Annotated in this window: 14 protein-coding genes; 8 read left to right on the forward strand and 6 right to left on the reverse strand. The window is 66.2% G+C overall.

Going from position 1 to position 13,790, the window contains the following annotated elements; all coding sequences use genetic code 11:
• Positions 1–57: 57 nt before the first annotated feature.
• From AC3A6I_RS02965 to AC3A6I_RS02985, 5 genes are all read left to right on the forward strand, one after another.
• Positions 58–540: a hypothetical protein gene (locus tag AC3A6I_RS02965; protein ID WP_487541693.1), complete on the forward strand. Its 483-nt coding sequence runs from the start codon at positions 58–60 to the stop codon at positions 538–540.
• 158 nt (positions 541–698) lie between these two features.
• Positions 699–1,757: a helix-turn-helix domain-containing protein gene (locus AC3A6I_RS02970; RefSeq protein WP_487541694.1), complete on the forward strand. Its 1,059-nt coding sequence runs from the start codon at positions 699–701 to the stop codon at positions 1,755–1,757.
• 50 nt (positions 1,758–1,807) lie between these two features.
• Complete coding sequence (locus AC3A6I_RS02975) at positions 1,808–2,380, forward strand: HdeD family acid-resistance protein (RefSeq protein ID WP_487541695.1); 573 nt, start codon at positions 1,808–1,810, stop codon at positions 2,378–2,380.
• 20 nt (positions 2,381–2,400) lie between these two features.
• A complete protein-coding gene (locus AC3A6I_RS02980) occupies positions 2,401–3,090 on the forward strand; it encodes an META domain-containing protein (RefSeq protein ID WP_487541696.1) in 690 nt (229 codons plus the stop codon).
• Between the two features lie 215 nt (positions 3,091–3,305).
• Entirely contained in the window at positions 3,306–4,856 is a 1,551-nt protein-coding gene (locus AC3A6I_RS02985; protein WP_487541697.1) for an amidohydrolase, read from the forward strand.
• Between the two features lie 48 nt (positions 4,857–4,904).
• Here AC3A6I_RS02985 and AC3A6I_RS02990 read toward each other — a convergent pair whose 3' ends face one another.
• The 6 genes from AC3A6I_RS02990 to AC3A6I_RS03015 all read right to left on the reverse strand — a co-directional run bounded on the left by AC3A6I_RS02990 (position 4,905) and on the right by AC3A6I_RS03015 (position 10,638).
• Entirely contained in the window at positions 4,905–6,080 is a 1,176-nt protein-coding gene (locus tag AC3A6I_RS02990) for a M14 family metallopeptidase (RefSeq protein WP_487541698.1), read from the reverse strand.
• A gap of 332 nt (positions 6,081–6,412) precedes the next feature.
• Entirely contained in the window at positions 6,413–7,459 is a 1,047-nt protein-coding gene (locus AC3A6I_RS02995; RefSeq protein ID WP_487541699.1) for an MraY family glycosyltransferase, read from the reverse strand.
• Positions 7,460–7,675: 216 nt separating this feature from the next.
• Complete coding sequence (locus tag AC3A6I_RS03000; RefSeq protein WP_487541700.1) at positions 7,676–7,909, reverse strand: hypothetical protein; 234 nt, start codon at positions 7,907–7,909, stop codon at positions 7,676–7,678.
• Positions 7,910–8,081: 172 nt separating this feature from the next.
• Complete coding sequence (locus tag AC3A6I_RS03005) at positions 8,082–9,443, reverse strand: ATP-binding protein (protein ID WP_487541701.1); 1,362 nt, start codon at positions 9,441–9,443, stop codon at positions 8,082–8,084.
• Positions 9,440–10,105 (reverse strand): response regulator transcription factor, encoded by a 666-nt coding sequence (locus AC3A6I_RS03010; protein ID WP_487541702.1) that lies wholly within the window; start codon positions 10,103–10,105, stop codon positions 9,440–9,442. The genes AC3A6I_RS03005 and AC3A6I_RS03010 overlap by 4 nt, the downstream gene beginning before the upstream one ends.
• Positions 10,102–10,638, reverse strand: a complete 537-nt coding sequence (locus AC3A6I_RS03015; protein WP_487541703.1) for a PepSY domain-containing protein — start codon at positions 10,636–10,638, stop codon at positions 10,102–10,104. The genes AC3A6I_RS03010 and AC3A6I_RS03015 overlap by 4 nt, the downstream gene beginning before the upstream one ends.
• Before the next feature lie 152 nt (positions 10,639–10,790).
• Between AC3A6I_RS03015 and AC3A6I_RS03020 the strand changes: the two genes are divergently transcribed.
• The 3 genes from AC3A6I_RS03020 to AC3A6I_RS03030 all read left to right on the forward strand — a co-directional run bounded on the left by AC3A6I_RS03020 (position 10,791) and on the right by AC3A6I_RS03030 (position 13,759).
• Positions 10,791–11,030, forward strand: a complete 240-nt coding sequence (locus AC3A6I_RS03020; RefSeq protein ID WP_487541704.1) for a hypothetical protein — start codon at positions 10,791–10,793, stop codon at positions 11,028–11,030.
• A gap of 852 nt (positions 11,031–11,882) precedes the next feature.
• A complete protein-coding gene (locus tag AC3A6I_RS03025) occupies positions 11,883–12,611 on the forward strand; it encodes a hypothetical protein (RefSeq protein WP_487544975.1) in 729 nt (242 codons plus the stop codon).
• A 98-nt stretch (positions 12,612–12,709) separates the two neighbouring features.
• Positions 12,710–13,759: an aldo/keto reductase gene (locus AC3A6I_RS03030; RefSeq protein WP_487541705.1), complete on the forward strand. Its 1,050-nt coding sequence runs from the start codon at positions 12,710–12,712 to the stop codon at positions 13,757–13,759.
• The last annotated feature ends 31 nt before the right edge of the window (positions 13,760–13,790 follow it).

The following is a 13,790-nucleotide window of genomic DNA, read 5'->3' on the forward strand; positions in this document are numbered from 1 at the left end:
TGTAAGCTCGTGGCGAGCGGGCATCACGTAACCGCCCTCGAGAGGAGCGAGCTGAAGATGAAGAGCGTCAAGTTGCGATCGTTGGTGCTGGCCCTTGGCCTTGCCGTTTCGTCCGTTGCGCCGGCCTTGGCCCAGGACATCACCCCCATGGTAGTGGTGCCCGATCATCCCGGCGGCGGAGTCCCCGTGGAAGGCTGCTTCCGCGCCAACGAGAACCTGTTCGGGCCGTATCGGCTGACCTTCTGCCTCGAGCGGCGCGGCACCTACGAGGTGCGCGGCGGCGGCTTGCGCTGCGATGGTCGGCTAACCTGGCGTACTTCGGGCCGCGACATCCTCATCGATCTCCAGCGTGCCTCCTGTGGCCGCGGCCGGGCCTGGGAGGAGGCCTCGATCGATTGCCGCCATTTCGGCTCCTTGCTCGGCCGCGCCCTGGGCCGCCTGATCATCGGCGACACGCCACGGCTCAATGGCCTGCGCTGCACTTACCATCCCACCGTCCGGGGCGTCAGCAGCCGCACCTTCACCGCCAATCGTCGCTAGCTCAGGTTAATGCGCCTGTACGTGTTGCTGCCGAAGTGGTAACTATTCGCACCAACACGTACAGTCCTGCGAAATATCAGGATTCGCCCGCGCGGCGGCGAGTTGCAACGTAGTGCTTTGACGATTTGACTTGGTGCAGCCTTCTGATGGAGGCATTTATGGTGCTTGACCATGAGCCGGCTGGGTCTGGTTCGGCCCAAAGCAATGTCCACTATGTTCCGGCCCATCATTTCGGAACCTCGCATCTGAGCCGGCAGGATCAGTTCGATGCGTGGACCGAAATTACCGGTGCGCTGGCTGCCAATGATCCGCCCGCCGGCAGGAAGGGCGGCTTTGCGGCACGCTTGAGCGGCTGGGACATGGGTCGGATCGTGCTTGCCGAGGCGGCGATCCCGCCCTCGAGCTTCAACCGCGTCGGCTCGCACCTGCGCGTGGGTCCGGTCGACCAATGGTGGCTGAGCGCGCCCAAGGCTGGCTCCGCCATTGCCGATAACGGCGTCCGCACCGCCCGCGGGCAGTGTCGCGTACGGGCCATGCACCGCCCGTTTCGCGGCCGGCACCGCCGTATCGAGGTCATCGGCGTCTTCATCCCGCGCGATTTCCTCCCCGATGCGGCTGCCGCCATGGACCAGCTGCACGAGGCCAACCTGCGGCCCGAACTCGGCGCGTTGCTCAGCGACTACCTCATGTCGTTGCGGCGCCAGTTGCCGACGCTACGCCTCGAGCACCTGCCGCCCGTGCTCGAGGCCACCCGCGCCATCATCACGGCCTGTGCCGTGCCCGATCCCGACACGGTCATTGCCGCCTCTGCCGCGATCCATGCCACCCAAGTCGAACGGGCCCGTCAGCTGATACGCCGGCACCTGCTGTCTCCGAGCCTCGGTATCGATGAGCTCTGCCGCTCCCTCGGCGTCTCGCGCTCCTCGCTCTATCGCAGCTTCGAGCCGCTTGGCGGCGTGATGAAATACATCCGCTCCGCGCGGTTGCTCGACGCGCACCACGCGCTCACCAACAGTGCCGACACGCGCGCAATCCACGAGATCGCCGCCGAGCGCGGCTTCATGGATCCGGGCGAGTTCAGCCGGGCCTTCCGGCGCGAGTTCGGCTATACCCCCAGCGAGGCCCGCGCCCACCACCTTTCCGGCAGCCTGCCGATCGGGCGCTCCGGCATCCTCAACCCGACCTTCGCCGATCTGCTGCGCGGCCTCGGCCGCTAGTCCCACCCGTTGCCCCGGTGGGGCGACAACGATGAAAGCGAGTAGGATCAATGTCGCTCTCGAGCAAGAGACTGGCCATAACCCTCAACCTGCTGCGCGGCGTGCTGCTGTTCCTCGCCGGCATCGTCGCCATGGCGATGCCCGAGACCGCGCTCCGTGTCGTCGTCGTGGTCGCCGGCGCATTTCTCGTCGTCGATGGCGTGCTCGGGGCGCTCGCCAGCCAGAACTATGGCATCGAGTCGAGTTGGCCTTTCTGGCTTAGCGTCACCCGCGGCGTACTTGCGGTGGTTGCCGGCCTCGTCCTCATGTTCAGCCCGCTGCTCGTCTCCGTGCTCACCCCGACCTTCCTCGCGGTGGCCATAGCCATCGGCGCTATTGCCGTCGGCCTTACCGAGCTCTTCATCCTGTTCCGTTACCGCGAAGCCTTCCCGCCCATCTGGAGCACCGTGCTGGGCGCACTGATCTACATCGCCATCGGTGCCGTGCTGCTCGCCCTGCCGTTCACCGGCGCCATCCTGCTGATGCAGATCGGCGGGGGGCTGCTCGCCGTCTTCGGGCTCATCCAGATCGTGCGCGCCTGGATGTCGTCCAGCACCTCGCTCGGCGCCCGGCAAACGCATTGATCGCTAGGAGAGCAAGAACGATGATCCACCCATACCACTGCCTCCTGGCCGCCATTGCGCTCCTGCTGACGGCGGGCCCCGCGGTTTCGCAATCCGGCGTCACCGCCCGCGGCAACGAGCCATTCTGGTCGCTCGAGATCGCCGCCGAAGCCATGACCTTCTCCACCCCCGACGGCGAGCCGCTGAAGATCAGCCCGGCTCCGGCCCCCATCTCCGCCAACAAGGTCGATCTGTACGTCACCACTGCCGACGGCCAGCCTTTCGTCGCCGTCCTCGCCGACCAGCTCTGTGTCGATGACATGTCCGGCATGTCGTTCCCCCGCACCGCCATCGTCGCCATTGGCGAGCGCCAGTTCACCGGCTGCGGCGGCGAGTCGGCAACGCTTCTCCACGGCGACTGGCGCATCACCGCTATCGGCACCACCCCCGTCATCGCCACCTCCGAGCCCACCATGACGTTCTCGCCCGACGGCAAGATCGGTGGCAACGCGTCCTGCAATCGCTACTTCGGCAATTTCACGCTCACCGGCGAAGGCCTCAGCTTTTCCGAAGCCGGCGCGACCATGATGGCCTGCGACGGACCCCTGATGCAGCAGGAAAGCAGCTTCCTTGCCGCCCTCGAAACGATAACCGGCTTCGGAATCACCTCCACCAACCAGCTCACCCTGCTCGGCGCGGATGGCCAACCGGCGATCACCCTGAGCAAGTAGTTGCCCACCCGCCTCTCCGATTGATCCTCCCCCGCGGGGCGGGGGAGGGTGACCATGCGCAGCATGGTGGAGGGGGCGACCAAATCCCCTGTCGCTCCCCAAAAATAGGGACACACCCCCAAATCTTGGGACACCCCGCACAACGCTCACACCCGTCCCGGTGGCATATTCACCCGGTCAAGGGCTTGCCTGACCATCATTGCCGGAGCGTTCGAATGCACCTCAATCGTCGTGAGCTATTGCTCGGTACCGCCTCTGCCGTCGGAGCCTGGTCGCTGGCCGGCGCCCCCGTCCGCGCCCAGGACCTCACCCCGTCCGCCGATGTTACTGCCTCGGTCGAAGCCGCTCGCAAGGCCGTGGCCGATGTCGAAGACGCCATCCTGCGCATCAACCGCGAGGTCTGGAGCACGCCGGAACTCTCCCTCCACGAGGAACTCTCCGCCCAGATACATGTCCGCGAACTGAAGGCCGCCGGTTTCACCGTCACCGAGGGCACGTCGGGCATTCCCACCGCCTTCCTCGCCGAATGGTCGCAGGGCGAAGGCGGCCCCACCATCGGCTTCCTGCCCGAATATGATGCGCTTCCCGGGCTCGGCAACGCCGCCGAACCGGTGCAGGCGCCGCACCCCGAGCACGGCGTCGAAGTCGGCCATGGCTGCGGCCACGCCATGCTCGGCGCCGGCTGTACTGGTGCCGCTTTCGCGCTCAAGGCCATTATGATCGAGCGGAATATCCCTGGCACCATCAAGGTGTTCGGCTGCGCCGCCGAGGAGACCGAGGGCGCCAAGGTCTACATGGCCCGCGATGGTCTGTTCGACGATCTCGACGCCGCTCTAGCCTGGCATCCCGCGCCCATGACCGGCGTCGGCCTCGTGCGCACCGCCGCCGTCAACATGATCCGCATCCGCTTTTCCGGCCGCACCGCCCATGCCGGCGTCGATCCATGGGAAGGTCGCAGCGCGCTCAAGGGCGCCGAACTGTTCGGCATCGGCATCCAGTTCATGCGCGAGCATCTGCAGCCGACGACGCGCCTGCACTATGTCTACACCGCCGCCGGCGAGACCCCGAACGTCGTGCCCGACAATGCCGAGGTCTTCATCATGATCCGCGATGCCGATCGCCAGATGGTGGTCGATGTCACCGGCTGGGTACGTGAGGTCGCCGAAGGTGCCGCAGCCTCCACTCAGACCGGGGTAGATTTCGACCTGTTCTTCGGCCTCCACGACCTGCTGCCCAACGAGCCGCTGGTCAACCGCCTGCACCAGCACCTGGGTGTCGTGCAGCCGCAATGGACCGAGGAGGAGCAGGAATTCGCCCGTGCCTGCCAGCGCGAGATGGGCTTGCCGGAGGCCGGCCTGTTCGATGGACTGCTGCCCATTGTCCCCGAAACCACCACCGGCGGCGCCACCGATGTCGGCGATGTCAGCTTCAACACCCCGGTCGGCATCTTCGTTTACACCACCATGCCGCTCGGCGTCGGCCTCCACACCTGGCCGGTCACCGCCTGCGGCGGCGTCTCCATCGCCGACAAGGCCTCCCTCGATACGGCGGTAGTCATGGCCGGCGTTGGCCTTGATCTGATGACCGACGCTGACTTCCGCGCCGAAGTCCGGGCCGATTTCGACAGCCGCCTCGCCGGCCGTCGTTACATCTCGCCGCTTCCGCCCGGCAAGATACTGCCCGACGGCATCCCGGCCCGCCTGCTGCTGCGCGATGGCCACGGCGAAATCATCGACGGCCCCTATGAAGGCGAGCCGACGACCTGAACGAAAGCGCCCCGGCCTCGCCGTGGCGCTGTCTTGTCGGAGGAGCGGCTACTCGACGACCACGTCGCCGCCCACCGGCGTTGCGCTGTCGAACACGATGAACACGATCGGTGTGCCCGGTTCTGCCGTCGCATCGGTGCGCCGTGCGCCCACCTCGCCGGCCCGCGGCGTGGTGTACTCGGCGACGATCTCGCCGAATGTGTTGCGCTGGATCGCGACCTTCTGGCCTTCTGTTACCGCGTCGTTGACCTTCACCAGCAACTCCACGAACCCGCCATGCGTGGTCAGGATCGGCAGCATGCCATCGGCTATGAAGATGTTGGAATCCGCGCCCGTCCGCCCCATCGCCCCGGTAATGATGCCATGGTGCTTCAAGACGTTCAGCGTGCCCTCGACGAACAGCTCGATCATTTCCAGATCGAACACGCGCGGGTTGCCGATCTCTGGGGTGAGCGCCGGAATACCTGCATCGATCAGCGCATTGGCGAGGAGGCCCACTTCGCCGAAATTGTCGAAAATCTGGTCGATCGGGAACAGCTCCGCCATGGCCTTAACTTCCGGCAGGTCCATGCGCGCCAGGTGGAAGGCCGTCGCGTCCATCGATGTCGCCGCGGTGTGGAAATCGAGGCCAAAGTCGATATTGGGCCGCAACAGCCGGTTGAACACCGCCGCCGCGTGCCGGCTCGGCGCGTCCGGTGCATTCTCGTTGCCCGGAAACACCCGGTTGATGTCGATCAGGTCCATGCCGCGGCCTGAGTTGTGCCAGCGGCGTTCCATCGCCTCGATCGCCGGTCGCGACAGGTCGAATACCGCCAGCACCGAGCCCGACATCGCTGCCGGGTCCAGCCCGTTCATCACCTTTTGCAGCGTATGCATCGGGCTCATCTCGTCGCCGTGCACGCCCGCGATCAGACCGACGCGCTTGCCCGGGTTGGCGCCCTTGGCCACCATCACCGACACGTACCAGCTCTGCCCGGTCGGCATCTGCACGCCCTGGAAATAGAACATGTGCTTGCCCGGCTCGAGGTCGGAAATGTCGAGGGCCGTGATCACCGGCTTGCCGTCTATACTGTCCCCGGTTCGCACTGTGCCGCCCGCTACCGGCGTGGCCGCCGCGTCTTGCGCCTGGGCACTTCCCGCCATCAGGGCCGCGGCCGCTCCAACTGCGCCCACCGATGCGATCATGAAGTCGCGCCGGTCAAGTCCGTCACTCTGCTTTGTCATCGTTCGGAATCCCATAGGGGCCGCCGCGCCGGCCCTGACCGGTTGAGCATATGAGCCGCAGCTATCGACCCGACAGGGTGGTTCCGTCCCACTGCATGGGCATCTGTCCCAATCGGCGGCGAAGTGCTGGCCTGCTCCACTCTGCCGGGCCGACGCCGCCTTGGCGGATAAGGCTGAACTGTCAGCTCGCTGACCGGCCATGACAATCACCGGAAAACCGGGCTGTGGCAGGTTCTCAGAGTTCTTCTTGGCGCAGGGCCACAGGCGCCAGGCGCGGCGACCAAAGCGCCGTGTGGAGGGTCGCATGTTGTCGCGTGCGACCCTCTCGTGTGTTACCGCACCTTGATCAGCAGCGTCACGAGGAAGAACAGGCTCGCAAGGTGAATCAGTAGGAAGCGCAACAGCACCTGCGCGTTCGACCACTGCAGGTTTTTGCGGACATGATCGTGAAACGGGAAGCGGATGCTGTCGAGGACGCGCCAGCCGAACACCCGGATCAGTGCGACCTTCGCCAGTCCCGTGGCGCCATTGAACAGAAGCAGCGGCGCGACGAAGAAGATGATCGCCGGGTTGCCCGACACCACGATGCACATGCCGATGAACAGCCCGATCGGGCGCGAGCCCGCATCGCCCATCAGCGCCGCGCTGGGCGGCGCGTTGTGCCACAGATACCCGATGATCGCGCCACAGAAGATGGCGGCCGCCACGGCCCAGTTGGCGGCGTCGGCGCGGAACGGCACCAGCAGGTACTCGGCGTTGTTCACGTCTCCCACGACCATGTAGAGGATGAAACCGAGCACTGAGATCGTCACCGCCGACAGCGTCCCCGAAACGCCGTCCACGCCGTCGCTGCAATTGGTCGCGTTGATGCAGATCCACACCACCGGCACGTAGACCAGCAACGCCAGCCAGAACGGCAGGTCGAAGGCGGTCGCCGTGAACGGCAGCCACAGCTGTGCGTCATGTCCGTTGAGGATCACCACGCAGACGAACACCGAGATCGCGAGGTCGGCAAGGCCCAGCGTGATCTCGCTCAACCCGCCGCGCCTGAAATCGTCGAGATATCCCACCGCGGATGCCACCAGCATCGCGCCGAAGCAGAAATAGACCCGGGAATCGACCGGAGAGAACAGCGCGATCCCCACCACCGTGATCAGTACGATGAAGATGCCCACCCCTACCGGCTTGCCGACGCTCTGTTCCGCATTGATCGCGTGCGCCCGCCCCTTATCGGTGGTCACCAGATGCCACAGCCGCGGCAACAGCAGCACCGTCGCTACCGCCGAACAGAACGATCCGACCGTCGCCAGGACCACATAGGACGACAGCAGCCGCGCCGGTCCCCAGTACGGTGCGAGCAGTTCCGATAGATAGGACAACACGGTGAGCTCTCGAGGCAATGGATGTCATCCGCAGGCATGCCCGAGAACCCGAGCAATTTGAAGTCCGCCAGCACGAAACCCGGTGGATCAGCCAGTTGCTCTAGCTGATCGTCGCCAGCCGCACGGCGACCGGGGCGCAGTGGGTGGAGGAGGGGGTGCGGACATCGGCCGGCTCGTCCTTCGCCGGCATTATCGAGCCGCGCTGCGGCGGTTCTATCTCGCCATGCCGGGGTTGGGACCCTGCCAGACGATGCGCATGTGCCCGTCGTCATCGGGCGCCCAGACCTGTGCCTGCCGCGTCTCGTCGCCGAAGATCGCGGCCAGCCGTTGCGCGCCTTCGGCGGCTTCGTTGCGGGTTTCGAACGGGCCGTAGCCCTTGCCCTCGCAATCCACCCACCACATCTCGTTCACCTTGACCACCAGGAACCAGCACGTCCGCTGCGTCATGGCAGAACGCCCGCGAGCGGGCGACCTATCGGGGTCGGGCGCTGGATCGAGGGAAGTGTCGAGAGTGATATGCACGTCATGCTGCTCCGGGCGGGAAAGCGTCCGCTCCGGGTAGGAAACTTGGTGCACCGGGGGAAGGTTCCTGGCCTACGCCTTTAGTTGCCGCGCCTGGCTATGCCGGCGAGTTGTCGGCCCGGGCGATGGCTGGCAGGTCCACCGTCACGCGCAGCCCGCCGGCGGGGGCGCGGTCGAGCAGGATCGTGCCGCGGTTGAGCCGCACGATCTCCTTGGCGATGGCGATGCCGAAGCCCGAGCCCGAGCGCGTCTCGTCCAGCCGCCGTCCGCGCACGCCCAGCAGCGCGATCTCGTTCTCGCCCAATCCCGGGCCGTCATCGGCCACCATGAACTGCGCAGTCGTCCCCGCCAGCGTGCAGCCGACCACCACTTCGGATCGCGCCCACTTGGCGGCGTTCTCCAGCAGCACGCCCACCAGCTCCATCAGGTCATGGCTGTCGATGTCGGCGTTCACCCGGTCCGCGCTCATGTTCCAGAACAGATCGGCGCCGCGCCCGGTCTTGCGGATCACCGCGACGCTGCGGAGCAGCGCCTGGTCCACCGACGAGCTCAGCCCCTGGCTTTCGCTGCGGATGCGCAGCTGGGTCAGCCGCAACTGGTAGTCGATGCGTTCCGCCATCTCGGCGCTCAGCAGCTCGAGGCCCGCGGCGTTGGACACATCGCCGGCCGCCTTCAGCCGCTCCGCCGTGGCCCGCATCACGGCCAGCGGCGTCTTCAGCCCGTGCGCCAGGTCGTCGGCCCGCTCGCGCGACAACTTGATCGTGCGCTCCTGCACGTCGAGCAGCGAGTTGACCTCGTGCACCAGCGGGACGAACTCCACCGGCACGGTTTCATCGAGCCGCGAGCGCTTGCCCGAGGTGATCTGCTCGAGGCCGCGGCGCAGCTTGTCGAGCGGCCGCAACCCCAGGTGGACGAGGAACCAGCCGGCGATCGACAGGCCGATGGCGACGATCAGCAGCGCAATACCGATCTGGGTGGCGAAGGTGCGGATGCTGCCGCCGCGCAGGTCGACATTCTCGGCGACCGCCATGCGTACCATCCGTCGCTGGCCGCTCGCGGGCACGATCTCGACGTCGCGCACCAGCGTGGTCAGCACCTGCCTTTCCGGGCCGGCGCGCTCCACCAGCGCCTGGCCCCCGGCCGGCGGCGTCGGCAGGTCGAGTTCGCTGTCCCACAGCGAGCGCGAGCGCAGCAATTCGCCGCTCTCGAGCTCCTGCACCTGATAGTAGAGGCCGCCGCCGGGCACCTCGTAACGGGGATCGCTGAGGGCGCGCGCGATGACGGGCTCCTCCTGCAGCAATTCGGTCGTCAGCCGGTCAAGCGCCGCGCCGAGATCCTCCATCTGGTCGCGCTGCACGGTGATCGAGAAGATGAACGTGATGGCGGCGCCGGCCGCGCTCAGCGTCAGGATCGACCACAGCGCTGCGCCGAGCACGAGGCTCAGCTTCAGTGAGCTCAATGAGCATCCTCGGCAATGACATAGCCAAAGCCGCGGCGGGTTTCGATCACATCGGCACCGATGCGCTTCCGGATGCGGGCGACGAGCTGCTCCACCGAGTTGGGATCCCTGTCCGAGGCCTGGTCGTAAAGGTGGTCGGTCAGTTCGATCTGCGACACGACCTGGCCGCGATGGTGCAACAGATGCATCAGCAGGCGCAACTCCAGCGGCGTCAGTTCCACCGGTACGCCCTTCTTGGTCACCAGCATCTGCCGGCTGTCGAGCACATAGTCCTTGAACGCAATGCGCGAGGAGGCAAGTCCGTTGGCGCGGCGCACGATAGCCCGCACGCGCGCCACCACTTCTTCCATCTGGAACGGCTTGACCACGTAGTCGTCAGCGCCGGATTCGATCGCCTCGACCTTTTCCTCCCACCGCCCTCGCGCCGTCAGTACCAGCACCGGCGCACGCCGGTCGGCATTGCGCCAGCGCTTGAGGATGCTGAGCCCGTCGAGCGTGGGCAGGCCGAGATCGAGGATAATGGTATCGAAGGTTTCGGTATCGCCGCGATACCAGGCCACCTCGCCGTCGGGCTCGACATCCACGAGGAACCCCGCGCTCTGCAGGGTCACCGAGAGTGGCTCGGAGATGCGCTCGTCGTCTTCAGCGATCAGAACTCTCAACGAGGGTCTCCGACTTCCAGCCCGGACCTGGCATCAATGACGATCTGCCGCGCCACGTTTCCCCGCTCGAGCACAGTCACCTGATAGACCATCCGGCCGTCGACCTCGGCAAGAGCGATGTCGAGCATGCGCCCGTTCGACACCAGCGCCAGCGCGCTGCGCACCTCGCTCAGCGACAATGCATCCTCGGTCATCACTTCGGGCAGCACCGCCAGCGCGTCGGCGCTGGTCTGCGGCAGCACGTCCTCCGGCACCACGGCATCCTTGCCCTTGGGTATGGCTGGCACGCGCGCGGCATCGGGCTTGGCGGACGTGCCCGCCGCGGCGGGCTTGCCCCCGGCCGTCGACTTGTCCGCCTTGTCCGGCTTGTCCGCTTTGCTTTCCGACTTGTCCGACTTGTCGGCCTTCCCGCCGCTTTCCGAGCTCTCGGAGCCCTTGCCCTTGCCGTTGTTGCCATCGGCCGCGACGGCAACCGTCATGCCGCCGGCAAGGGCAGCGACTACGGTCAGGACCTGGAAGAATGGTTTGATCATCCGCTTAGCGTAATGCCGGCAAGCTGTGAATCCGTTGATGTCGCCGCACAGCTTCCCGATAGACCGGATCGGTACAACTAAAGTCGTCGGACCAAGGGAGTGCACCGATTCATCGCCGAGACAAGGCCTGCTTACCATTAGGGGGATGACGAATGCCCGAATTCTGGAACTCACCGAAGCTGCGGGTCCTGCGCGGCTCGATCGCAACGGCAGGCGCGCCCACGACCTGCGATATCCACAATCCCAGCCGCAACGGCGCGACGCTCCGCCTGCCCAAGGCCGATGGCCTTCCCTCCGCCTTCGTGCTCGATGTCGACAATCACAGCTCGGTCGCCTGCTCGGTGGTGCGCCGCTCGCGCTTCGAGGTCGTAGTCCGCTTCGACCGGCTCTAGCTGTCAATCCGCTGACATTCGCCAAAAGGCCCGCCACAGCCCGGCTCGCTTATAGCTTACGTCGTCGCTCACCTCGCAGCCCCCAAAAGATTTGAGCGACGCCCCCAAAACCGGTCGCTGCCCGGCCGGAAAACAACCATGCACACGACTAGGCCCGCCGGTTCGGCGGGCCTTTTTTCTTTGTCCTGCATCGGCGGGGAAAGAGATGCCGGGGAGGATCGCTGGTGCGGACCGCAATCCTCCCCGGGCTATCCGTCCGGCCTGTGGGGCCGAACACGCATGCTCCATGGGCGCGGCTACTGGTGGAGCATGTCACCTATGGAGGTTGGCACAGCTCTGCTTTGGCCGACTTGTGGTTGTGTGTCAGCGGGATAACAGGCGCAGGCTGAAGCTCGTTACTGCCGGAAAACGGCGGCCGCACAGGCGAACCTTGCGCCGATGCCAGCGTTGTCACAGCGCGCGGTACAACGACAAGAACAAGGCGCTACGGCAATGATCCGCTCCCTCGCTCTCGGCTTTCTCTACATGCTCGGCCTCGCCGCATGGACCATGGCGTACATGATCTAGAGCACTTCACGTTCGGACTGAGGCGGCCCCGCCCACAATGTCATCCGCGCAGGCGGGAACCCGGTCGGGCACCGAGCGGGCGCAAGCGGGATCCCTGCCTTCGCGGAGATGACGCCGGTGTTGTGAACCGCTTCGAACGTGAACTGTCCGAGGCAGCTGGCGCCCCGGAACGGTCGGTTGCAGCCCGCACCGAGGCCCAGCTCCCGCCGACGATGTTCGTGGCCGCACCGGACCGGCGCATGCTATCCAGCCGCGACGCATCGACATGTCCGATGGGAGGCCCCGCTGCGCAACCTCGATTTCAGTTCATGGCAGGCCCTGCTCGGCACCGTCCTCGGCATTGCGCTCTTTGCCCTCATCGGCATCGGTATCCGCCTGCTCGTCATGATGACCATCCAGCAGCGCCAGCAGCGTCTCAACCGCCAGATCAATGAACGGCTGAAGACGCTGATTGCCGCCTACAAGGTGCTGGGCGGTTCCTTCACCGGCAATCTCAGCGTCGATCCCACCCACAAGCGCGACCTGCACGTCCTCCCTGCGGCGCCGCCTGCGGAAGGGGCGGCGGAGGACGAGGGCGGGGACAAGGTAGGGGGCAGGATGGAAGCCGACAGCCCGGCCGCCGAACGCCGCCGCCAGGTGCGCGACGCAGTGGAGGCGGCGCTGTCCGACATCATCCTGCTCGGCACCGAGGAGCAGGTACGCCTCGCCGAACGCGCGGCGCGCGAGCTCGTCGCCGGCCACCCGGTGTCGACCCATGAACTGGTGGTCTCGCTGCGTAATTTCATCCGCAAGGCGCTCGACCTCGAGGCCGTGCCCGCCGATCTCACCATCCCCGCCCAGGGGCCAACCCGCCCATCCGGCTCGGGCGGCCGGGGCCGGGGTGGCGAGGGCGGTCGCGGTGGTGGCGGCGGAGGCGGCGCCGGTGGAGGTGGCATGGGCGGTGGAATGGGGGGCGGCATGGGAATGGGTATGGGCGGCCTCGGCGATCCCCCGCCCACTGGCCGGGGCACCTGAGCCCCAGTCCATCCAAAAGTCCCCTTTACCTAACGCAGGTTTGCCTGTTCGATCCGCCGCGCGTCGCATCCCTCCCGCGGCGCCAAGCGGAGGAAATAATGAAGTATCGTTATCTTGGGCGGTCCGGCCTGCTCGTGTCGCGCCTGTGCCTGGGCACCATGACCTTCGGCAATTCCCAGTGGGGCTGCGACCAGGAAACCTCGAGCGCCATCGTCAAGAAGTTCGTCGAAGGCGGCGGCAATTTCATCGACACCGCCAACAGCTATTCCAACGGCGAATCCGAGAAAATGCTCGGTGTCGCCCTCAAGGACTATGACCGCGACCAGCTGGTGATCGCCACCAAATGCTGGTTCCCCTCGGACAAGGCGCCAACCGCCCGTGGCCTTTCCCGCAAGAACATCGTCGAGGCCTGCGAGTCGAGCCTCAAGCGCCTGGGCACCGACTATGTCGACCTGTACCAGTTTCACGGCCCCGACCCGTACACCCCGATCGAGGAGAGCCTGCGCGCTGCCGACGACCTGATCAGCGCCGGCAAGATCCGCTATCTGGGTTGCTCGAACTTCTACGCCTTCCAGATCGCCAAGACCAACGGCATGGCCGCGCTCAAGGGCTATGAACCGCTGGTTTCGGCGCAGCACCTCTACAACCTCATCCGCCGCGACATCGAGCGCGAGATCCTGCCGGCCTGCGAGGACCAGGGCGTCGCCATGATCTGCTGGAGCCCGCTCGCCGCCGGCATGCTGTCCGGCAAGTACCGCGAGAAGGACAAGCCCGATGCGGATTCGCGCATCGGCATCCAGGCCGCCATCGCCCTGCCGCGCTACTGGTTCGAGGATTCACTGAAGCTGATCGACCTCGTGGTGTCGATTGCCGACGACCTCGGCAAGACCCCGAGCCAGGTGGCGCTCAGCTGGCTGTTCGGCGACAAGCGCGTCACCGCCGCCATCATCGGCGCCCGTCGCGTCGAGCAGGTGGCCGAGAACATGGAAGCCGGCGATTTCGACCTGCCCGCCGACGCGCGCCAGCAGCTCACCGACGCCATGCCGCTCAAGCTCGGCTATCCCTACGAGTGGATGGCGACGAACTTCCCCTCGACCTTCGGCAAGGGCGAGTTCGAGCCCAACCATGCAGCCCGGCTGCCGCAGTAAGTCGCTTCGGGCACCGTTAATCCTCCCCCGC

Source organism: Devosia sp. Soil_C_22, assembly GCF_057657195.1.